This window comes from Vibrio sabulosilitoris (assembly GCF_055391395.1).
Genome location: NZ_AP029599.1, coordinates 3,239,056 through 3,260,751 on the forward strand (window position 1 = coordinate 3,239,056; position 21,696 = coordinate 3,260,751).

At 48.7% G+C, this 21,696-nt stretch carries 15 protein-coding genes, 4 tRNA genes and 3 rRNA genes; 3 read left to right on the forward strand and 19 right to left on the reverse strand.

All coding sequences use genetic code 11. From position 1 onward, the window contains the following. Positions 1 to 166: 166 nt before the first annotated feature. From ndk to trmJ, 11 genes are all read right to left on the reverse strand, one after another. A complete protein-coding gene (gene ndk, locus ACZ5R2_RS15185; protein WP_464900161.1) occupies positions 167 to 595 on the reverse strand; it encodes a nucleoside-diphosphate kinase in 429 nt (142 codons plus the stop codon). A gap of 28 nt (positions 596 to 623) precedes the next feature. Then, the gene (gene pepB / locus ACZ5R2_RS15190; RefSeq protein WP_464900162.1) at positions 624 to 1,919 is read right to left on the reverse strand and encodes an aminopeptidase PepB; all 1,296 of its coding nucleotides are present in this window, start codon (positions 1,917 to 1,919) and stop codon (positions 624 to 626) included. Between the two features lie 141 nt (positions 1,920 to 2,060). After that, positions 2,061 to 2,255 carry a Fe-S cluster assembly protein IscX gene (gene iscX, locus ACZ5R2_RS15195; protein WP_438460205.1) on the reverse strand — a complete coding sequence of 65 codons (195 nt, stop codon included), beginning with the start codon at positions 2,253 to 2,255 and terminating at the stop codon, positions 2,061 to 2,063. A gap of 36 nt (positions 2,256 to 2,291) precedes the next feature. Next, the gene (fdx, locus tag ACZ5R2_RS15200) at positions 2,292 to 2,630 is read right to left on the reverse strand and encodes an ISC system 2Fe-2S type ferredoxin (protein ID WP_438460204.1); all 339 of its coding nucleotides are present in this window, start codon (positions 2,628 to 2,630) and stop codon (positions 2,292 to 2,294) included. Positions 2,631 to 2,643: 13 nt separating this feature from the next. Next, entirely contained in the window at positions 2,644 to 4,497 is a 1,854-nt protein-coding gene (hscA, locus tag ACZ5R2_RS15205) for a Fe-S protein assembly chaperone HscA (protein WP_464900163.1), read from the reverse strand. A 30-nt stretch (positions 4,498 to 4,527) separates the two neighbouring features. Further along, positions 4,528 to 5,043 (reverse strand): co-chaperone HscB, encoded by a 516-nt coding sequence (gene hscB, locus ACZ5R2_RS15210; protein WP_464900164.1) that lies wholly within the window; start codon positions 5,041 to 5,043, stop codon positions 4,528 to 4,530. Between the two features lie 57 nt (positions 5,044 to 5,100). Beyond that, positions 5,101 to 5,424, reverse strand: coding sequence for an iron-sulfur cluster assembly protein IscA (gene iscA / locus ACZ5R2_RS15215; RefSeq protein ID WP_438460201.1), 324 nt, complete (start codon positions 5,422 to 5,424; stop codon positions 5,101 to 5,103). 76 nt (positions 5,425 to 5,500) lie between these two features. After that, complete coding sequence (gene iscU / locus ACZ5R2_RS15220; protein WP_438460200.1) at positions 5,501 to 5,884, reverse strand: Fe-S cluster assembly scaffold IscU; 384 nt, start codon at positions 5,882 to 5,884, stop codon at positions 5,501 to 5,503. Positions 5,885 to 5,936: 52 nt separating this feature from the next. Beyond that, positions 5,937 to 7,151 (reverse strand): IscS subfamily cysteine desulfurase, encoded by a 1,215-nt coding sequence (locus ACZ5R2_RS15225; protein WP_464900165.1) that lies wholly within the window; start codon positions 7,149 to 7,151, stop codon positions 5,937 to 5,939. 41 nt (positions 7,152 to 7,192) lie between these two features. Beyond that, positions 7,193 to 7,699 (reverse strand): Fe-S cluster assembly transcriptional regulator IscR, encoded by a 507-nt coding sequence (gene iscR, locus ACZ5R2_RS15230; protein WP_438460198.1) that lies wholly within the window; start codon positions 7,697 to 7,699, stop codon positions 7,193 to 7,195. Positions 7,700 to 7,805: 106 nt separating this feature from the next. Further along, entirely contained in the window at positions 7,806 to 8,546 is a 741-nt protein-coding gene (gene trmJ / locus ACZ5R2_RS15235) for a tRNA (cytosine(32)/uridine(32)-2'-O)-methyltransferase TrmJ (protein WP_464900166.1), read from the reverse strand. 177 nt (positions 8,547 to 8,723) lie between these two features. Here trmJ and suhB point away from each other — a divergent pair, with 177 nt between their 5' ends. The 3 genes from suhB to ACZ5R2_RS15250 all read left to right on the forward strand — a co-directional run bounded on the left by suhB (position 8,724) and on the right by ACZ5R2_RS15250 (position 12,455). Further along, the gene (suhB, locus tag ACZ5R2_RS15240) at positions 8,724 to 9,527 is read left to right on the forward strand and encodes an inositol-1-monophosphatase (protein WP_438460196.1); all 804 of its coding nucleotides are present in this window, start codon (positions 8,724 to 8,726) and stop codon (positions 9,525 to 9,527) included. A 414-nt stretch (positions 9,528 to 9,941) separates the two neighbouring features. Further along, positions 9,942 to 11,261, forward strand: coding sequence for a phospholipase D-like domain-containing protein (locus tag ACZ5R2_RS15245; RefSeq protein WP_464900167.1), 1,320 nt, complete (start codon positions 9,942 to 9,944; stop codon positions 11,259 to 11,261). A gap of 158 nt (positions 11,262 to 11,419) precedes the next feature. Continuing rightward, a protein-coding gene (locus ACZ5R2_RS15250) for an IS630 family transposase (RefSeq protein WP_464902385.1) occupies positions 11,420 to 12,455 on the forward strand; the annotation gives its coding sequence in 2 pieces (ribosomal slippage) (positions 11,420 to 11,878 and positions 11,880 to 12,455; 1,035 coding nt in all). A gap of 345 nt (positions 12,456 to 12,800) precedes the next feature. Here ACZ5R2_RS15250 and ACZ5R2_RS15255 read toward each other — a convergent pair. From ACZ5R2_RS15255 to clpB, 8 genes are all read right to left on the reverse strand, one after another. After that, a tRNA-Trp gene (locus ACZ5R2_RS15255) sits at positions 12,801 to 12,877 on the reverse strand. A gap of 38 nt (positions 12,878 to 12,915) precedes the next feature. Next, a tRNA-Asp gene (locus ACZ5R2_RS15260) sits at positions 12,916 to 12,992 on the reverse strand. Between the two features lie 56 nt (positions 12,993 to 13,048). Beyond that, positions 13,049 to 13,165 (reverse strand): 5S ribosomal RNA (gene rrf / locus ACZ5R2_RS15265). 125 nt (positions 13,166 to 13,290) lie between these two features. Beyond that, positions 13,291 to 16,178, reverse strand: a 23S ribosomal RNA gene (locus ACZ5R2_RS15270). Between the two features lie 318 nt (positions 16,179 to 16,496). Next, positions 16,497 to 16,572 (reverse strand) — tRNA-Ala (locus tag ACZ5R2_RS15275). A gap of 120 nt (positions 16,573 to 16,692) precedes the next feature. Then, a tRNA-Ile gene (locus ACZ5R2_RS15280) sits at positions 16,693 to 16,769 on the reverse strand. A gap of 90 nt (positions 16,770 to 16,859) precedes the next feature. After that, positions 16,860 to 18,428, reverse strand: a 16S ribosomal RNA gene (locus tag ACZ5R2_RS15285). The 16S, 23S and 5S rRNA genes sit together here with 4 tRNA genes alongside, the layout of an rRNA operon. A gap of 524 nt (positions 18,429 to 18,952) precedes the next feature. Beyond that, positions 18,953 to 21,529: an ATP-dependent chaperone ClpB gene (gene clpB / locus ACZ5R2_RS15290; RefSeq protein WP_464900168.1), complete on the reverse strand. Its 2,577-nt coding sequence runs from the start codon at positions 21,527 to 21,529 to the stop codon at positions 18,953 to 18,955. Positions 21,530 to 21,696 lie beyond the last annotated feature (167 nt).

A 21,696-nucleotide genomic window follows, 5' to 3' on the forward strand; every position in this document is an offset into this window, starting at 1 on the left:
CTCAAATGACAGAACACGAAATAAGGGCGCGAATTGTACAGCCTTTACGCGATTTCAACAAGTGCTGTCACAGGCGTAAGTGTAAGTATAGTCCTGACCTCACTTCTCGCCTCTATAACAAAAAGCCCCGACACTAGGTCAGGGCTTGAAACTTAAAACACGCGATTTATGTACGCGGATGGATCTCAGAGTTTGGGAAGAAGAACTCAATCTCGCGCGCAGCAGAGGTTGGGCTATCCGAACCGTGCACCGAGTTGTGACGCATACTCAGTGCGTAATCCGCACGCAGCGTGCCACAAGCCGCCTCTTCCGGATTGGTCTTACCCATCAGTTCACGATAGCGATAGATAGCATCCTCTCCCTCAAGCACCTGGACCATTATCGGCCCCGAGGTCATAAATGCCTTTAACTCATCAAAAAAAGGCTTGCCCTCGTGCTCGGCATAAAAGCCGGCAGCCTGCTCTTCAGTGAGCGTGAGCATTTTAGCTGCGATGATCTTAAGACCGGCCTTCTCGATGCGATGATAGATTGCACCGATAAGGTCGCGTTTTACGGCGTCGGGTTTGATAATAGAGAATGTTCTTTCTAGAGCCATATAATTTCCCTTTATTGTAATTGTAAGCTTACTGCGCGCTGTCAGTCAGCAGACGAGCCAGTGTACGGACACCAACGCCCGTCGCCCCTGCAGACCACTTATCAGTTGCAGATTTGCGGTATGTTGCTGCGCAGTCAAAGTGCAGCCAACCCTTTTTATAATCATCAACAAAGTAAGACAGGAACGCAGCTGCCGTGCTCGCACCTGGTACGTAATCACCCGTGCTGATGTTCGATAGGTCTGCAAAATTTGACGGTAACATACCACGGTGGAACTCCGCTAGCGGTAGCGGCCACAGACCCTCGTTTTCCGCGCGAGCTGAAGTCAGGGCTTGATGAGACAGTTCATCATCAAAGCTCATCAGGGCGTGGTAATCGTTGCCTAAGGCATTTTTCGCCGCGCCAGTTAGCGTGGCACAGTCGATGATAAGCTCTGGGTTTTGCTCACTAGCGTAGATAAGACCGTCCGCTAAAACGAGACGTCCCTCTGCATCGGTGTTCATGATCTCAACTGTCTTGCCATTCTTGTAGGTGATTACATCACCCAGCTTAAGAGCACGACCTGAGATCATATTCTCCGCACAGCACAGAATTAGCTTCACGCGCTTATTCAGGCCACGCAGAATCGCCAAGCCCAGGCCACCAGTGATAGTACCAGCGCCGCCCATGTCCGCTTTCATCGCGGTCATGAAGTTTGATGGTTTAATACTGTAACCGCCAGAATCGAAAGTAATGCCTTTACCGACTAAGCAAGCGAACACTGGCGCATTTTCATCACCGGTTGGGTTAAAGTCGAGCTGAAGCATCGCTGAGGTGCGCTCAGAGCCACGGCCAACGGCAAAAATACCCTGCCAACCTTCCGCTAACAAATCTTTGTCTTTAACAATCTTCGTTGTGACTGTGCCCTCTGGCGCTACCGATTTGATAAATTCCGCCGCCATAGTGGCAAGTTGACGCGGTGCGACTTCTTCTGCCGGTTTATTGATGATATCGCGGGTAAAACTGGTTGCTTTAATGCGTGCATCAAGCTCACGTTGATCATCATCGCTAAGCGCAGACCACTCTAGTGAGTTGTGTTTTTTAGGGTTTTGATAACCTTGGTGGAATGCCCAGACTGATTCTAGATCCCAAGCATCACCTTGAAGTAATACTGAGCGGATGCCTTGGCTGTCAAGTTTACGCGCAGCGCGTTGAACAACCGTGGTATCTTGGCTCTGATCTTGGTGAATCGTTGCCCCGTCCTGAGTAAACGAAACAATCGCCTTTTCTCCCCACTGCGCAGCAGCAGGCTCACGGCTCAATTGGACTAACATCTGGTTAGACATGGTTTCTCCTTGTCTGGCAGCAAAGTGGTACTGCTCGTTTTTATAGTTACTTTAGGATGTTAGCATTATGTACGGCGTAAGTGTCACTTTGATAAAAAAAGCGAGCTAAAAAGCTCGCTTTTATAGTCGCATCTCGCAATTCTAGTCGAACTCATCCATCCAACATAGAATCACCGCCTCAAGAATCTTCTCATTGCAGTGTGCCGGATCATCATCAAACTCGTCCAGCTGCATAATCCACTCACGTAGGTCGGTAAAACGCACGGTTTTAGGATCGGTGTCTGGGTACAACTCGCATAGCTCAATCGCAATATCGCGTGAATCAATCCATTTCATTAGCTACTCCTTGTCTCAATGAGAGTTTAGACGCGTTTAGTGATCTTCTGAGGCGTGGTTTAGAGTGTATTTAGGGATCTCAACAACCAGATCCTCATCGGCCACTCTTGCCTGACAGCCCAGACGAGATTCCGGCTCTAGCCCCCACGCCTTATCCAGCATATCGTCCTCAAGCTCATCGCTCTCTTCGAGCGAATCAAAGCCCTCTCGGACAACGACGTGGCAGGTGGTACAGGCACATGACTTTTCACACGCGTGTTCAATACCAATGCCATTTTTTAGCGCAACATCGAGAACCGTTTCACCACTCTCGGCTTCCAACACCGCACCTTCAGGACAAAGGTCTTCATGGGGTAAAACTACAATTTTTGGCATAACGTTCTATCTCTTATATATCATCTACAGACTGACCAGAAAGGGCAGCTCGGATTGATTTATCCATACGACGTGAGGCAAATTCTTGGCTTGCCTTATCAGTATCCTTGATGCCTTGCTCAATCGCGGCTGTGTCCCCACCATTGCGCAATTCAATCAATGCCTCTATCGCTTTGAGCAACACATGTTGCTCTTGCTCTGAGAGTAGCTCATCACCATCGGCCTGAAGCGCAGCCACCAGCCCCTCGATAACACGATCGGCCTCAACACGCTGCTCAGCAAGCGCACGCGCCTGCATGTCCTCTTCTGCATAGGTCATGGAATCTTTGAGCATATTAGCGACTTCATCATCACTCAACCCGTACGAAGGCTTGACCTGGATCTCCGACTGAACGCCAGTGCTTTTTTCCATCGCAGTCACAGACAGCAGGCCATCAGCATCGACCTGATAAGTCACACGAATATGAGCCGCGCCCGCTGCCATTGCCGGGATACTCTTGAGTGAAAAACGCGCCAGGGAGCGACAGTCATCAACCATCTCACGCTCACCTTGCACAACGTGGACACTCATTGCCGTTTGTCCATCCTTGAAGGTGGTAAACTCTTGCGCTCGCGCCACAGGGATGGTGGTGTTACGCGGAACGATCTTCTCCACCAATCCGCCCATGGTTTCAATACCTAATGATAGTGGGATCACGTCCAACAGCAGCATCTCAGAGTCAGGCTTGTTGCCTGCAAGGATATCCGCTTGGATACCGGCGCCGATTGCCACTACCTCATCAGGGTTAATACTGGTCAATGGCGGGCGTTCAAAGAAGTCCCCTACCATCTCACGCACTAAACCTGTACGGGTAGAACCACCGACCATGACGACTTCAAGCACTTGCTCGGTGTCTACCTGGGCATCTTTAAGAGCCCGGCGACAAGACATCAGGGTCTTTTTGACTAATGGACGGATCAGGTCTTCAAACTCATCACGGCTCACCTGCCCCTGCCAACCAAGCACGTCGACTGCGACAGTGTCTTGCTCAGAGAAAGCAATTTTGGTGGCCGTTGCCACGTTGAGCACAATACGATTTTGCTCAGCCGTCAATGGTTGCTCGATACCCGCTTTTTCCAGCAGGTGCTCGGCAAGCAGATGATCAAAGTCATCACCACCCAGCGCAGAGTCACCACCGGTTGCTAGCACCTCAAATACGCCCTTTGACAGACGTAGAATAGAGATATCAAATGTGCCACCGCCGAGGTCGTACACCGCGATAATGCCTTCTTGACCACTATCCAGGCCATACGCAATCGCGGCAGCCGTTGGTTCATTAAGCAGACGTAACACATGCAGCCCTGCAAGCTTAGCCGCATCTTTAGTACCGGCGCGCTGAGCATCGTCAAAGTAGGCCGGTACAGTGATCACCACGCCTGCCAGCTCACCACCTAACGTCTGCTCTGCTCGCTGACCAAGTGTTCTAAGAATATCGGCTGAAACCTCAATCGGGTTTTTATCTCCAGCAGGGGTTTCAAGTAATGGAAGCCCATTTTCACTGGCTTTGAAGCGATAAGGTAGTGATGGGTAGCGCGCATTGATATCGGCTAGTGAACGCCCAATCAGGCGCTTAACCGAGATAATGGTGTTTTGTGGATCGCTCTCTGCGAGTTGCTGCGCAGTGTAGCCAACTTGAGGCGTCTCCGATGAATAGTTGACAATAGAGGGCAGAATAGCCTTGCCCTGCTGATCCGTCAGGGGCTCTGCACTGCCACTGCGCACAGAGGCGACCAGTGAGTTGGTCGTACCTAAGTCAATACCAGCGGCTAGTTTATGTTCATGGGGTGCCGAGCTTTGACCCGGTTCTGCGATTTGAAGTAGTGCCATTAGTGTTCCTTGTTCCCAACTCGTCTGTCACTAGTTGAGTAGGTGATCTTCGACTCGTTCGATTTCGTTCTTTAGCTTTGCGATAAATTTTAGCTTACGCACCAGGTCTGCAACCTCATCCCAGGTCTGAGCCTGGATCTGCTGCTCCACCAAGCCTAGGTGCTGTTTATACATCTTGCTGATCTTGCTATCAAAATCAAACAGCTCATCCGCGCCATCCGGGCTTGATGAGATATGCTCCAGCTCCTCACGCAACTCCATCTGCTCCATCAAAAACTCTGGGTCTTGCAGTGTCTGTTGCTCGGCTCGAATATCGATACCATTGAGGGATAGCATATACTCTGCGCGTGAGATAGGTTGCTTGAGCGTTTGGTACGCATCGTTGATTTCAGATGCCTTCTGCACGGCCATCAAGCGGTCTCGCTCAGAAGCACTAGCAAAATTATCCGGATGAAACTGCTTTTGTAGTTCTCGGAACTGAGAAGAAAGAAGGCCACCATCCAGCGTAAACTGGCTTGGTAGCCCAAATAATTCAAAATAATTCATGTTGCGGTCGATCCCTGCTAACAAGGCGTGGGCAAATCTGCCCACCGCTCTTATCGATTAAACGTTGAAGCTCTCACCACAACCACATTCGCTTTTTGCGTTTGGGTTATTAAACTCAAAGCCCTCGTTTAATCCTTGCTTCACATAATCCAGCTCAGTGCCGTCTAGGTAGACTAAGCTCTTCTTGTCGATGATCACTTTGACACCTTGGTGCTCAAACACCTCATCGCCTTCGTCGAGCTCGTCGACAAACTCAAGGACGTAAGCCATACCCGAGCAGCCAGTGGTCTTCACCCCTAGACGCAAGCCCAGACCTTTGCCTCGACTGTCTAAAAAAGCTCTCACTCGATTTGCTGCGGTTTCTGTTAATGAAATGGCCATACTACACCCTTGGTCTTCTATTGAACGTGCGAAAGATGATAGGGCAATATCCGGCCAGGAAAAGCCCTATCAGCGATTATTGGTCGTGCTTTTTCTTGTAGTCAGCAACAGCTGCCTTGATTGCATCCTCGGCAAGGATAGAGCAGTGCACCTTAACCGGTGGTAGCTCTAACTCGTCAGCAATCTCGGAGTTTTTGATCGCAGCCGCTTCATCGACAGACTTGCCCTTCACCCACTCAGTAACCAGTGAGCTCGATGCGATTGCACTACCACAACCGTATGTTTTGAACTTCGCGTCTTCGATAATGCCATCTGGCGTTACCTTGATTTGCAGTTTCATTACGTCGCCACACGCAGGTGCACCGACCATGCCACTACCTACGTTTGGATCTTCTTTGTCGAAAGAACCTACATTACGTGGGTTTTCGTAGTGATCAATTACTTTTTCGCTATATGCCATAATAAGTTACCTCGAATCCTCTATATCAATCCATTGGACAGACGGCGCCGTCTTAGTGGTGTGCCCACTCGACAGTGCTCAAATCGATCCCTTCTTTGTACATATCCCATAGAGGAGACATGTCGCGCAGCTTGATAACTGCTGAGCGAATTTGCTCGATTGCGTAATCTACTTCTTCTTCAGTCGTAAATCGACCGAAAGAGAAACGAACTGAACTGTGTGCTAGTTCATCATCCAAGCCAAGCGCACGTAAAACATACGATGGCTCAAGGCTTGCTGAGGTACATGCACTGCCTGAAGACACCGCTAGATCTTTTAGCGACATCAGCAATGACTCACCCTCAACAAACGCAAAACTCACGTTTAGATTGTGCGGTACGCGCTGGTCCAAATCACCGTTGATCGTCACCGCTTCTAGGTCTTTCACACCATCTAATAGGCGGTTACGCAGTGCCATCGCATGGTCGAAGTCTTTTTGCAGATCTTCTTTCGCCACACGGAACGCCTCGCCCATACCCACAATTTGGTGAGTCGGTAGCGTACCAGAGCGGAAACCACGCTCATGACCACCACCGTGCATTTGCGCCTCTAGGCGAATACGCGGCTTACGACGAACATACAAAGCACCAATGCCCTTAGGGCCATACGCTTTGTGTGCAGACAATGAGATCAGGTCAATCTTCATTTCCTGCACGTCTAGTGGCACTTTGCCTGCTGATTGCGCTGCGTCAACATGGAACACAATCTTGCGCTCACGACATAGTTCACCGATGGAAGCGATGTCTTGAATCACACCGATCTCATTATTTACGTGCATGATCGACACCAACACGGTGTCATCGCGCATCGCTGCTTCGAGCTTTTTAAGGTCAACAATACCATTCGCTTCAGGCTCAAGGTACGTCACCTCAAAGCCCTCACGCTCCAATTGACGGCATGGATCAAGAACCGCTTTATGCTCTGTTTTGCACGTGATCACGTGCTTGCCTTTCTTGGAGTAGAAGTGTGCTGCACCCTTGATCGCTAGGTTGTCAGATTCAGTCGCACCAGAGGTAAAGACAATTTCACGCGGGTCGGCATTAAGCAGGTCTGCAATCTGTTCACGTGCGGTATCAACCGCCTCTTCTGCTTGCCAACCATAACGGTGTGAGCGTGAAGCAGGGTTACCGAACGTGCCGTCGATAGTCATGTACTGAACCATTTTTTCAGCAACTCGCGGATCGACAGGGCAAGTTGCAGAGTAATCAAGATAAATAGGCAGTTTCATTATTTTCTCCAATGTAAAACCTTGCCACTATATGCGATGAGCTATGAGCGCACATCAACGCCAATCGATGATAAGCTCGAATTGCCGTGTGTAAGGCTATGATTTAGCGCGAGATCTATGTCTTGCTTATCAGAAATTTCAAGGACTTCGTTGTCCTTCATCAATTGACCCAACGTAATATTGTTGAGGAAATCAGAAATGCGTGTACTCAAGTCACGCCACAAGGTGTGAGTTAAGCAACGGGAGCCACCTTGGCAATCTCCCTTACCATTGCATTTCGTCGCATCAACCGACTCATCAACGGCTGAGATCACGGTACCAATCGAGATTGTGTGCGCTTCTGCACCAAGGCGATAGCCGCCACCGGGACCTCTTACACTAGCGACTAGGCCAGCTTTTCTGAGTTTGGAAAATAGCTGCTCTAGATACGAAAGCGAAATCCCTTGTCGCTCTGAAATATCCGCCAAAGGAACGGGGTTATGCTGCGAGTGCAATGCCACATCTAACATGGCAGTGACTGCATATCGTCCTTTCGATGTTAATCTCATAATCCATCCTTAACACACTGTTTATGTGTTAAGAAGTTTTTCATACCTGACTAAAATGGTCAAGTATTTATTTGACTAAATTAGTCAGGTATTTTTTACAACCTAACTACTTCAGTTTGTTCGTTTTCTCGATCGCGGTTAGCACGCCACGTAGAATGTTGAGCTCTTGAGATTCAGGCCTTGCACGGGTAAACAGACGACGTAACTTGTCCATCACCTTCTGTGGCTTGTCTCTCTCAATAAAGTGGGTATCGTAAAGCACTTTTTCAAGGTGTACGTAAAATTGTTCAAGCTGCTCATAACGCGGGTAGCTGTCCGCCTCAGCAGGCGTGTATTGGCACTGCTGGTGAGCCAGAAAAGCCATACGAATTTCGTACGCGACCGTCTGCACCGCCATCGCGAGGTTCAGCGAGCTGTATTCAGGGTTTGCCGGAATGCTTAGGTGATACTGACACTTTTGCAGCTCTTCGTTGGTCAGGCCTGTGCGCTCACGACCGAACACCACCGCAACCGAGGCATTATCATTATCAGAGACCAGAGTGGAGATCAGCTTCTCGCCACACTCACGTGGCTCTACCATCGGCCACTCGAGCGTGCGAGAACGTGCACTCGTACCAATGACTAGGGTGCAATCCGCCACGGCTTCCTCAACGCTGCTAACAACTGCAGCGTTCATCGCGACGTCGCTAGCGCCAGAAGCCAATGCTGTCGTTTGTCCATCACGCTCGCACTGAGGATCAACCAGTACCAGATTTGATAGCCCCATCACCTTCATGGCTCTAGCGGCAGACCCTATGTTGCCTGAGTGAGATGTACCTACCAAAACGATTTTAACGCGATCTAACATGATGATGACTTACCCCTATAATTTGGACGCAGAATGTTATCATAATATGCTCAATAGCGTCAGTTTGATTTCCTATCCACTACTGATAAAGTGCAAAAAATAACCACTTCCATTTGCGAAAATAACTGATATACTCGTCGCGTTTTTTGTTCTTTAACATCCGTTGGGAAGATATCTATGCATCCTATGCTGAATATTGCTATTCGTGCTGCACGAAAAGCAGGTAACCATATCGCTAAATCACTAGAAACTGCTGATAAAATTGAATCTACACAAAAAGGTACGAATGATTTCGTAACAAACGTAGACAAAGAAGCTGAAGCTATCATCATCGATACGATCAAGAATTCGTACCCTGATCACTCTATCGTTGCTGAAGAGAATGGTCTGATCGAAGGCAAGGACAAAAACGCACAATGGATCATCGACCCACTGGATGGCACGACTAACTTTGTCAAAGGTCTTCCTCACTTTTCTGTCTCTATCGCAGTGCGCCTAAACGGCAAGACTGAGGTAGCGTGTGTGTACGACCCTATCCGTAACGAGCTATTCACTGCTCAACGTGGTGCTGGCGCACAGCTAAACAACACGCGTATCCGTGTAAACGCACTAAAAGATCTACAAGGTGCCGTACTAGCGACAGGCTTCCCATTCAAACAAAAGCAGCACAGCGAATCTTACCTAAAGATCGTTTCTGCACTGTTTGTTGATTGCTCTGACTTCCGTCGTACTGGCTCTGCTGCTCTTGACCTATGTTACGTAGCGGCTGGTCGCGTTGATGGTTTCTTTGAACTAGGCCTTAAGCCTTGGGACATCGCTGCGGGTGAACTTATCGCTCGTGAAGCAGGTGCGATTGTAACTGATTTTGCTGGCGGCACTGACTACATGAAGTCTGGTAACGTTGTTGCGTCAAGCGCACGTGGTGTGAAAGGTATTATCAAGCACATCCGTGAAAACGGTAACGAAGCGCTGCTTAAGTAATCTGCGCTGCGTATTTTGGTAGTTTAAAAACCTCGCTTTGGCGGGGTTTTTTTATGCCTGGAAGGCAGAGGCGATACTCGAGAGACGAGAAACGAGTGAGAGTCTTGCTGTACAAACAATGAGGAAGTTTCTCGGGTGATGACAAATGCCTATATGTTTTGTATGTTGTTTAATCATCTAATATTCAGATAGTTAGGTACATACTACCGTGAAAAAATTACTCTAATCACAACTCTTACCTTATTCACAACTGGTTGTAGTGAACAGCCAGACAGTGTCCCTCTGTCCGAATACGACTATTGCGCGCTGCGCCCGACTACAGAGGTAGAACCTCTCTCCACTTATATCACTCCCTTCCAACACGAGTTAGAAACCAAGACTGGAGTTTATGTGCTCGAGCAAGGGGCTGAGGCGATGATGTCTAGGGCTTGGCTGACATCTCGGGCAGAGCAATCTATCGATATCCAGTACTTCATCTTTTCGGTCGACAATGTGGGTCTTATTGCAACCGACTATCTGGTGAGGGCCGCTGAACGTGGCGTGAAGGTTCGGGTCATCATTGATGACTTGTTACTGGGTGCTAGAGCGGATGAGTTGCAGATGTTATCCGCTCATAAGAACATCGCGTTCAAGGTCTATAACCCAAATACCAATATGGGTAGAAATCTAGTTCAGAAAGTCGGCACTCTAATGTTGGATTTTCACGCATTCAATCAGAGAATGCATAACAAAGTCTTCATCGTGGATGGACAGGTAGCCATCACTGGTGGACGTAACATCGCTAATGAATACTTTGGTTTTGATCATGAATATAACTTTAGAGATCGAGATGTGTTTCTGGCGGGTGAAGCGGTGGATGATATGCAGTCATCGTTTGAGACATTTTGGCACAGTGAATTAAGTGTGCCCATAGAACACCTTGCCGAGTTTGATGATCAAGACGCTCAACCGGAGTTCTCCCGATTACACAGCTATGCTTGTAATCCAACCAATTTTCATCCTGATGTTCGTAAAGAGATAGAACAAGTCCCCCACACTTTCCAACGTCTCGCCGAGCAAGGTAAATTTACTTTTGTCGATCGTGTTGAATATATATCTGATCAACCGGGCAAAAATGATCAAACCGCTTTTCTAGCCGGTGGCAGTCCAACTCACACCAAGTTGATCGAGCTGCTCAGCCAATCGGAAAAGAGCATCATAATTCAAACTCCCTACTTGGTGACGAGTCAGGCAGATCGAGAGTTTCTCCAACATTTGGTCGATAGTGGTATCGAAATAAAGATACTGACTAACAGCCTTGCATCAACTGATAATCTCGAAGCGTTTAGCGGTTATCAACGCAGCCGAGAAGCCCTACTGAACACTGGCGTTGAGCTATATGAGTTTCGTCCGGACGCTAGAGTTAGGCAAAGAGTGATGACAGAACATATGTTTAAACGTCTGCCAACCACACCTATTTTTGGGCTTCATGCCAAGAGTATGGTGATCGATGACTCAACAACAGTCATAGGCACCTATAACTTCGATCCTCGCAGCGCCAACCTCAATACAGAAAGCTTTACGGTAATCCACTCACCAGAGATTACTAAAGGTGTAAAAGACGCAATGCTTATAGAAATGGAACCGGACAATGCATGGCAAATCACCCCCGATTTCAGCCCAGACCATAACGTCAGTCTGTGGAAAAGGTTCAAGGTCAAACTGCGCCGAATCGTACCGAAAAGCATCTTATAAAACCACAGGGGCGGAAATTACAGGGGCGGGGTTCGAGTACGGGCTATCGCCCTCCGGGGAGCGAGCGGTATGGTGATAGCCACTAGTTCGCTATTATACCAATCTAAGTAAAAGTATGATCTAATTGAGGTTGTTTCTTTAATATGAATTCGGATGCTATGGACAGCCTCGATAATATTGATTTTAAAAAACTTGCTAGACAACAAAAATCTATCCAGATGAAGATGCGATTACTCGCGCTGGCTCACTTCAAAGAGGGTCAGTCTCGCACCCAGATCGCCAAATTTCTTAAAGTCAGTAGAACCAGCGTAAATAAATGGGTGCGAACATTCTTTGAGGAAGGGCTTGAAGGACTGCAAGACAAACCAAGAACGGGTCGGCCCGCATTTCTCAATGCCCAGCAGCGTGAACAGTTAAGCCAATTCATAACGTCTCAAGCAGAAGACTCATCTGGCGGCAGGTTAACCGGGGCTGATATACATGCCTATATCGTGAAAGAGTTTGGTAAACACTATCACCCCGATTCTATCTACTATTTACTCAATCATATGGGCTTCTCTTGGATAACCTCTCGCTCCAAGCACCCTCGCCAATCACAGCAAGTACAAGACGATTTTAAAAAAATTCAAAATTGAAACGATCCTTAAGATCCCCGGCCATGTGGCGCTCAATAATGTCGATGTCTGGTTTCAAGATGAAGCGAGATTTGGTCAGCAAAATACCACAACTCGTCTTTGGGCAGAGCGTGGTTCGAGACCGAGAGCGGTAAAGCAGCAGCAGTTTGAATATGCGTATTTGTTTGGCTTTGTATGCCCGGCTAGAGGGATCGGTGAAGCGATAATTGTTCCCTGGGTCAATAAAGAGATTATGATTGAGCATCTCAAACAGATTTCAACGGTTACTCAGAAAGGTCATCACGCGGTGGTCATTATGGATGGTGCCGGATGGCATACTGATGATATTGCACAAGAGTTCGACAATGTCAGCATCATTAAGCTTCCGGCGTATTCACCAGAGCTAAACCCAATAGAGCAAGTGTGGAGCTGGCTCCGACAACATTATCTTGCCAATCAGAGCTTCACTGATTACGACGATATCGTGTCGAAAGTGTGCAAGGCATGGAATCGCTTCTTGGATAGTACAGATAGGGTTACCAAAATGTGCACGCGAGAGTGGATTAACCTGACCAGTTAATTTTCCAGATTGGTATAAAATCGCAGGTGCGGGGTTCGGGGACGGGCTATCGCCCTACGAGTAGCAAGTGGTGCGGAGATAGTCGAAAGTTCAATACTCCTACTGCACACTTATGCGACAATGAAAAAAAGCCCAGCATTCGTAAATGCTGGGCTTTTTCCTTTTGATCTCTGGGATATATAGAAGTATGCGTGAGCGGTAAACTTCCCTCACCCACAAACTACTCGCTACTCGTAGCGTTAGCGTCCTCGAACCCCGCACCCTCGATTCTCGCCTCTCGCAGCGCAGCGATCTCGCCTCTTAGACGCAAAAAAGCCTCGGTCTTTCGACCGAGGCTTTCGTGTATGGCAGGGGTGGAGAGATTCGAACTCCCAACACGCGGATTTGGAATCCGCTGCTCTGCCAATTGGAGCTACACCCCTGTAGTTGTTTTAGAGACTTAACTTTGTCTTTGAATAAGTGGCGGAGTGGACGGGACTCGAACCCGCGACCCCCGGCGTGACAGGCCGGTATTCTAACCAACTGAACTACCACTCCGCAGTGGTCCATTTAAAGTCTTATCTCTAGAGCGCTTTAAACAGAGTATGTTCAAAGCCTGGCGATGTCCTACTCTCACATGGGGAAGCCCCACACTACCATCGGCGCTAATTCGTTTCACTTCTGAGTTCGGCATGGAAATCAGGTGGGTCCAAATCGCTATGGTCGCCAAGCAAATTTTTAAATTCGGAAAGCTGTAAGCTTAAAAACTCGTCTCTCGACTCTCGTTTCTCGCTTCTATTCTCTTACACATTCAAAGTTCTTAGCTTTGAGTCCATCAAAACCCTTTGGGTGTTGTATGGTTAAGCCTCACGGGCAATTAGTACAGGTTAGCTCAACGCCTCACAACGCTTACACACCCTGCCTATCAACGTTCTAGTCTCGAACAACCCTTAAGGATACTTAAAGTATCAGGGAAGACTCATCTCAGGGCTCGCTTCCCGCTTAGATGCTTTCAGCGGTTATCGATTCCGAACTTAGCTACCGGGCAATGCGATTGGCATCACAACCCGAACACCAGAGGTTCGTCCACTCCGGTCCTCTCGTACTAGGAGCAGCCCCCTTCAATCTTCCAACGCCCACGGCAGATAGGGACCGAACTGTCTCACGACGTTCTAAACCCAGCTCGCGTACCACTTTAAATGGCGAACAGCCATACCCTTGGGACCGACTTCAGCCCCAGGATGTGATGAGCCGACATCGAGGTGCCAAACACCGCCGTCGATATGAACTCTTGGGCGGTATCAGCCTGTTATCCCCGGAGTACCTTTTATCCGTTGAGCGATGGCCCTTCCATACAGAACCACCGGATCACTATGACCTGCTTTCGCACCTGCTCGAATTGTCATTCTCGCAGTCAAGCGGGCTTATGCCATTGCACTAACCTCACGATGTCCAACCGTGATTAGCCCACCTTCGTGCTCCTCCGTTACTCTTTGGGAGGAGACCGCCCCAGTCAAACTACCCACCAGGCACTGTCCTCAACCCCGATAAGGGGTCTAAGTTAGAACATCAAACATACAAGGGTGGTATTTCAAGGATGGCTCCACAGATACTGGCGTACCTGCTTCAAAGCCTCCCACCTATCCTACACATGTAGGCTCAATGTTCAGTGCCAAGCTGTAGTAAAGGTTCACGGGGTCTTTCCGTCTAGCCGCGGGTACACTGCATCTTCACAGCGATTTCAATTTCACTGAGTCTCGGGTGGAGACAGCGTGGCCATCATTACGCCATTCGTGCAGGTCGGAACTTACCCGACAAGGAATTTCGCTACCTTAGGACCGTTATAGTTACGGCCGCCGTTTACCGGGGCTTCGATCAAGAGCTTCGACCTAAGTCTAACCCCATCAATTAACCTTCCGGCACCGGGCAGGCGTCACACCGTATACGTCATCTTACGATTTTGCACAGTGCTGTGTTTTTAATAAACAGTTGCAGCCACCTGGTATCTGCGACTCCCCATAGCTCCATCCGCAAGGGACTTCACCGCGAGGAGCGTACCTTCTCCCGAAGTTACGGTACCATTTTGCCTAGTTCCTTCACCCGAGTTCTCTCAAGCGCCTTGGTATTCTCTACCCGACCACCTGTGTCGGTTTGGGGTACGATTCCTTACAATCTGAAGCTTAGAGGCTTTTCCTGGAAGCATGGCATCAATGACTTCACATCCGTAGATGCTCGACATCGTGTCTCAGCCTTAAAGAGAGCCGGATTTACCTAACTCTCAAGCCTACGCACTTGAACCTGGACAACCGTCGCCAGGCCCACCTAGCCTTCTCCGTCCCCCCATCGCAATTGTAAGAAGTACGGGAATATTAACCCGTTTCCCATCGACTACGCCTTTCGGCCTCGCCTTAGGGGTCGACTTACCCTGCCCCGATTAACGTTGGACAGGAACCCTTGGTCTTCCGGCGAGGAGGTTTTTCACCCCCTTTATCGTTACTCATGTCAGCATTCGCACTTCTGATACCTCCAGCAAGCCTTACAGCTCACCTTCAACGGCTTACAGAACGCTCCCCTACCCAATGACTAAAAGTCATTGCCGCAGCTTCGGTGTATAGCTTAGCCCCGTTACATCTTCCGCGCAGGCCGACTCGACTAGTGAGCTATTACGCTTTCTTTAAATGATGGCTGCTTCTAAGCCAACATCCTAGCTGTCTAAGCCTTCCCACATCGTTTCCCACTTAGCTATACTTTGGGACCTTAGCTGGCGGTCTGGGTTGTTTCCCTCTCCACGACGGACGTTAGCACCCGCCGTGTGTCTCCCGGATAGTACTTACTGGTATTCGGAGTTTGCAAAGGGTTGGTAAGTCGGGATGACCCCCTAGCCTTAACAGTGCTCTACCCCCAGTAGTATTCGTCCGAGGCTCTACCTAAATAGATTTCGGGGAGAACCAGCTATCTCCAGGTTTGATTGGCCTTTCACCCCTAGCCACAAGTCATCCGCTAATTTTTCAACATTAGTCGGTTCGGTCCTCCAGTTGATGTTACTCAACCTTCAACCTGCCCATGGCTAGATCACCTGGTTTCGGGTCTATATCCAGCAACTCGACGCCCAGTTAAGACTCGATTTCTCTACGGCTCCCCTAGATGGTTAACCTCGCTACTGAATATAAGTCGCTGACCCATTATACAAAAGGTACGCAGTCACACCACGAAGGTGCTCCTACTGCTTGTACGTACACGGTTTCAGGTTCTATTTCACTCCCCTCACAGGGGTTCTTTTCGCCTTTCCCTCACGGTACTGGTTCACTATCGGTCAGTCAGTAGTATTTAGCCTTGGAGGATGGTCCCCCCATATTCAGACAGGATATCACGTGTCCCGCCCTACTCGATTTCACTGATTATGATATGTCGGTTACGGGGCTATCACCCGGTATCGCGCCACTTTCCAGAGGCTTCACCTGTATCATTAAAAGCTTAAGGGCTAATCCAATTTCGCTCGCCGCTACTTTCGGAATCTCGGTTGATTTCTTTTCCTCGGGGTACTTAGATGTTTCAGTTCCCCCGGTTCGCCTCACTAACCTATGTATTCAGTTAGTGATACTCTCTTATGAGAGTGGGTTTCCCCATTCAGAAATCCCAGACTCACAGGTTGTTACTACCTAATCTGGGCTTATCGCAAGTTACTACGTCTTTCATCGCCTCTGACTGCCAAGGCATCCACCGTGTACGCTTAGTCACTTAACCATACAACCCCAAAGAGTTTCAAAGAAACCATGAGATTGTCGTTAAACAACCAAAGTTGTCTGCAATTTTTATACATGATGCAGACTCGATTTTGCCGGACTCAAATATTAAGTAGCTTTCGCTACTTCCAAGAACACTTGAATGTGTGTTGGTACCTAAATCTTAAAGACTTAGGATTTGAGAACTTTTATTTGAATAACAACACTTATCTAAAAGATAAGGGGATTGTTGTTATTCGTCAGCTTTCCAAATTGTTAAAGAGCTTGATTCAATTAAATGAACCATTTTTAAAGATTCTTAAGGAAAAACCCTTAAAGATGGTGGAGCTAAGCAGGATCGAACTGCTGACCTCCTGCGTGCAAGGCAGGCGCTCTCCCAGCTGAGCTATAGCCCCATCAATGGATAAATCCATAAACAGTCATTGAGACTGGGAATCTTTTCGTATGCAAGGAAACAAGTAAGGCCGTGTACATCAGTACACAACGCGCTTGTTGACGCAGCAGACGGAAAGATTTGGTGGGTCTGAGTGGACTTGAACCACCGACCTCTCGCTTATCAGGCGAACGCTCTAACCACCTGAGCTACAGACCCCCAATTTTGATTTTACCTAAACAGTAAAATCACTCTTTCTTTTACAAACCATATCAATCTGTGTGAACACTCATCGCAATAATCATCGTATAAGGAGGTGATCCAGCCCCAGGTTCCCCTAGGGCTACCTTGTTACGACTTCACCCCAGTCATGAACCACAAAGTGGTGAGCGTCCTCCCGAAGGTTAAACTACCCACTTCTTTTGCAGCCCACTCCCATGGTGTGACGGGCGGTGTGTACAAGGCCCGGGAACGTATTCACCGTAGCATTCTGATCTACGATTACTAGCGATTCCGACTTCATGGAGTCGAGTTGCAGACTCCAATCCGGACTACGACGCACTTTTTGGGATTCGCTCACTCTCGCAAGTTGGCTGCCCTCTGTATGCGCCATTGTAGCACGTGTGTAGCCCTACTCGTAAGGGCCATGATGACTTGACGTCGTCCCCACCTTCCTCCGGTTTATCACCGGCAGTCTCCCTGGAGTTCCCGACATTACTCGCTGGCAAACAAGGATAAGGGTTGCGCTCGTTGCGGGACTTAACCCAACATTTCACAACACGAGCTGACGACAGCCATGCAGCACCTGTCTCATAGTTCCCGAAGGCACCAAAGCATCTCTGCTAAGTTCTATGGATGTCAAGAGTAGGTAAGGTTCTTCGCGTTGCATCGAATTAAACCACATGCTCCACCGCTTGTGCGGGCCCCCGTCAATTCATTTGAGTTTTAATCTTGCGACCGTACTCCCCAGGCGGTCTACTTAACGCGTTAGCTCCGAAAGCCACGGCTCAAGGCCACAACCTCCAAGTAGACATCGTTTACGGCGTGGACTACCAGGGTATCTAATCCTGTTTGCTCCCCACGCTTTCGCATCTGAGTGTCAGTATCTGTCCAGGGGGCCGCCTTCGCCACCGGTATTCCTTCAGATCTCTACGCATTTCACCGCTACACCTGAAATTCTACCCCCCTCTACAGTACTCTAGATGACCAGTTTCAAATGCTGTTCCGAGGTTGAGCCCCGGGCTTTCACATCTGACTTAATCATCCACCTGCATGCGCTTTACGCCCAGTAATTCCGATTAACGCTCGCACCCTCCGTATTACCGCGGCTGCTGGCACGGAGTTAGCCGGTGCTTCTTCTGCAGCTAACGTCAAATACCGCAGCTATTAACTACGATACCTTCCTCACTGCTGAAAGTGCTTTACAACCCGAAGGCCTTCTTCACACACGCGGCATGGCTGCATCAGGCTTGCGCCCATTGTGCAATATTCCCCACTGCTGCCTCCCGTAGGAGTCTGGACCGTGTCTCAGTTCCAGTGTGGCTGATCATCCTCTCAGACCAGCTAGGGATCGTTGCCTTGGTGAGCCATTACCTCACCAACTAGCTAATCCCACCTGGGCTAATCTTGACGCGAGAGGCCTAAAAGGTCCCCCTCTTTGGCTCCTGTTCATTATAAACAAGGGCATTATGCGGTATTAGCTATCGTTTCCAATAGTTATCCCCCACATCAAGGCATATTCCCAGGCATTACTCACCCGTCCGCCGCTCGCCGCCCAGAAACGCACCCGAAGGATTGTAACTGTCGCTGCCGCTCGACTTGCATGTGTTAGGCCTGCCGCCAGCGTTCAATCTGAGCCATGATCAAACTCTTCAATTTAAGATTTTGTCGGCTCAATGAATACTGAATTCATATCTAACGATATGTGAATTGACTGTGCTCGAATGATTGCTCATTCAAATTGGTCACTCAGTTCATTGATAGCCAAATGATTCCGAAGAATCAGTTTTTGATTTTACTTTTTATAAAAAAGTGAAAACCAAAAGTGGATTATCATCAACGAGTGCCCACACAGATTGATAGGTTTATATTTTTAAAGAGCTTTGCTTTGAACTTCATCTCAAAGCGGACGGTCATTCTAGCCAAATAAATCTTAGTGTCAAACACTTTTTTAAATTTATTTTTTGAAGCTATCTAATTAACTTCAATGACCTTTTGTCTTCTCGCTCGACCGTTTGGTTTTGCGTGACAACGGAGGCGCATTATAGAGATTGTTTGACGCTTGGCAATAGCCAATTTCAAAAAAAAACACCAAAACCAATCGTTCGGACAAATAGCAACCAATGCGCACAAAAAAAGACCGAAAACACACGTTTTCGGCCTCTTTGGGGTACTAATGAGAGTTATCTTTGCGTTGCGACTATGTGTTGGTCCTTAACCGATAACTCAATAGGTCTATCCGGGACGATTTGTCCGCCAAGGATAGCTTTCGCTAAAGGATTCTCTACCGTCTGTTGGATCGCCCTCTTTAGTGGGCGCGCGCCATAGACAGGATCGAAGCCTACCTGAGCGATAAACTCTAGTGCTTCATCACTGGTATCGAGCAAGTAGCCTTTTTCTTCCATTCGTTTGGCAAGGCGACGCAACTGGATTTGTGCAATCGACTTGATGTGCTGCTGCCCCAGCGGATGGAATACCACGCTCTCATCGACTCGATTAAGAAATTCCGGTCTAAAGTGACTACCAACCACTTCCATTACCGCACTCTTGATGCCCTCATAATCTAATTGAGCAAAGTTCTCTTGGATTCGGTTTGAGCCTAGGTTCGATGTCATGATCACGACCGTATTTCTAAAGTCGACCGTTCGCCCCTGTCCATCGGTGAGTCGCCCGTCATCGAGCACCTGCAGGAGAATGTTAAACACATCTGGATGCGCCTTCTCTACTTCATCCAACAAGATCACTGAATAGGGCTTGCGTCTGACCGCTTCCGTCAGGTAACCCCCCTCTTCATAGCCAACATAACCCGGAGGAGCACCAACCAATCGCGCAACCGAGTGTTTCTCCATAAACTCCGACATATCGATACGTACCATGGCGTCTTCACTATCGAACATAAAGTTCGCCAATGTTTTGCATAGCTCGGTTTTACCGACCCCAGTTGGCCCTAAGAATAGGAACGAACCAATCGGCTTATTGGGATCCGACAGGCCAGCGCGGCTGCGACGTATGGCATTGGCCACAACATCGACGGCTTCTTTTTGTCCAATCACGCGCTTATGTAGAACCTCTTCCATGCGCAATAGCTTTTCTCGCTCAGCCTCAAGCATCTTCGACACAGGAATGCCGGTTGCTTTTGACAACACTTCGGCGATCTCGCTATCGGTCACCTTGTTACGCAACAGCGTCATCTCTTGCATTTCAGCTTGGGTGGCTAAGTCGAGTTGCTTCTCAAGCTCTGGAATGCGTCCATACTGAAGCTCAGACATACGGTTAAGATCCCCCGCTCGACGAGCAAAATCCATATCCATCCGAGCCTGCTCAAGCTCTGCCTTGATGTGTTGTGTACCCGACAGCGCCGCCTTTTCCGCGTTCCACACCTCTTCAAGCTCAGCAAACTCACGCTCTTTCTCGACAAGTTCAGAATTGAGCGAGTTAAGGCGCTTTTCACTGGCATCGTCTTGCTCGTTCACTAGAGCCTGTTGCTCAATCTTAAGCTGAATGATCTTACGCTCAAGCTTATCAAGTGACTCAGGCTTCGAGTCCATCTGCATACGAATGCTTGAGGCTGCCTCATCAATCAAGTCAATCGCCTTATCCGGCAACTGGCGATCAGAAACATAGCGATGGGATAAGCTTGCCGCTGCGACAATTGCGGGGTCGGTGATCTCAACGTGGTGGTGTAGCTCGTAGCGCTCTTTGAGGCCACGCAATATAGCGACAGTATCTTCTACGGTCGGCTCATCCACCAGCACTTTTTGGAAACGACGCTCGAGCGCAGGGTCTTTCTCAATGTACTGTCGATACTCATCCAGCGTCGTTGCGCCAACACAGTGCAACTCACCTCTCGCTAGGGCTGGCTTGAGCATGTTACCAGCATCCATTGAGCCTTCGCCTTTACCCGCGCCGACCATGGTGTGCAGCTCATCAATAAAGAGGATGATATTACCCTCTTCTTTGGATAGTTCATTGAGCACCGATTTGAGGCGTTCCTCAAATTCTCCGCGATATTTGGCACCGGCAACTAACGCCCCCATATCCAGCGCAAGCACACGTCGACCACGTAGCCCCTCCGGCACCTCATCGTTGATGATACGCTGCGCCAAACCCTCAACAATCGCCGTCTTACCGACCCCAGGCTCACCAATGATCACTGGGTTGTTTTTAGTGCGACGCTGCAGCACCTGAATGGTACGACGGATTTCATCATCACGTCCTATCACTGGGTCCAGTTTGCCCTGCTCTGCACGCTCGGTAAGGTCAATGGTGAACTTTTCCAGTGCTTGACGCATCTCTTCAGCGTTAGGGTCATCGACCTTTTGGCCACCTCTGATCTTTTCGATCGCTTGAGTCACCTTTTGCTCGTTTAGACCGAGTTTTTTCAACAGGGCGCCTAGCGGGCCCTTGTCTTCGAGTGCGGCAAGCAAAAAGATCTCTGACGAGATGTAGCTGTCTTGGCGCTTTTGCGCGACCTTATCGCACAGGTTGAACATATTGCCCATATTGCCCGATAACTGCACGTCACCACCAATGCCGCTGACCTTGGGCAACTTATCGAGCAGTTCGCTCAGTTTTGAGCGTAGGTGAGTGATGTCGACTCCGAGCATAGTCAACAATGGTCGGATAGGACTGCCATTCTGATCAAGCAAGGCCACCATTAAGTGTACCGGTTCGATATACTGGTGATCTCGACCTAGAGCCAGAGATTGGGCATCAGAAATAGCAACTTGAAATTTGCTCGTAAAACGATCTAGACGCATAACTGCCTCCATTCATTGGTATAACCACAACCCGGTTAGCGGACCTGTGTGGTGTAGTAAACGCTGCGCGCTAAGTGTCGCACTTCATATATCAATAGATGGATATTTAGTGGGGATTTTTCAAGGGGAATTTTTAAAGCGAGGCTTTCAAGGTAAGAGTTATAGTT

What these genes read in the sequence shown, in the direction of transcription:
- ndk (WP_464900161.1), bottom strand. Translation starts at nt 595, where the DNA reads ATGGCTCTAGAAAGAACATTCTCTATTATCAAACCCGACGCCGTAAAA.
- pepB (WP_464900162.1), bottom strand. Translation starts at nt 1,919, where the DNA reads ATGTCTAACCAGATGTTAGTCCAATTGAGCCGTGAGCCTGCTGCTGCG.
- iscX (WP_438460205.1), bottom strand. Translation starts at nt 2,255, where the DNA reads ATGAAATGGATTGATTCACGCGATATTGCGATTGAGCTATGCGAGTTG.
- fdx (WP_438460204.1), bottom strand. Translation starts at nt 2,630, where the DNA reads ATGCCAAAAATTGTAGTTTTACCCCATGAAGACCTTTGTCCTGAAGGT.
- hscA (WP_464900163.1), bottom strand. Translation starts at nt 4,497, where the DNA reads ATGGCACTACTTCAAATCGCAGAACCGGGTCAAAGCTCGGCACCCCAT.
- hscB (WP_464900164.1), bottom strand. Translation starts at nt 5,043, where the DNA reads ATGAATTATTTTGAATTATTTGGGCTACCAAGCCAGTTTACGCTGGAT.
- iscA (WP_438460201.1), bottom strand. Translation starts at nt 5,424, where the DNA reads ATGGCCATTTCATTAACAGAAACCGCAGCAAATCGAGTGAGAGCTTTT.
- iscU (WP_438460200.1), bottom strand. Translation starts at nt 5,884, where the DNA reads ATGGCATATAGCGAAAAAGTAATTGATCACTACGAAAACCCACGTAAT.
- ACZ5R2_RS15225 (WP_464900165.1), bottom strand. Translation starts at nt 7,151, where the DNA reads ATGAAACTGCCTATTTATCTTGATTACTCTGCAACTTGCCCTGTCGAT.
- iscR (WP_438460198.1), bottom strand. Translation starts at nt 7,699, where the DNA reads ATGAGATTAACATCGAAAGGACGATATGCAGTCACTGCCATGTTAGAT.
- trmJ (WP_464900166.1), bottom strand. Translation starts at nt 8,546, where the DNA reads ATGTTAGATCGCGTTAAAATCGTTTTGGTAGGTACATCTCACTCAGGC.
- suhB (WP_438460196.1), top strand. Translation starts at nt 8,724, where the DNA reads ATGCATCCTATGCTGAATATTGCTATTCGTGCTGCACGAAAAGCAGGT.
- ACZ5R2_RS15245 (WP_464900167.1), top strand. Translation starts at nt 9,942, where the DNA reads ATGATGTCTAGGGCTTGGCTGACATCTCGGGCAGAGCAATCTATCGAT.
- clpB (WP_464900168.1), bottom strand. Translation starts at nt 21,529, where the DNA reads ATGCGTCTAGATCGTTTTACGAGCAAATTTCAAGTTGCTATTTCTGAT.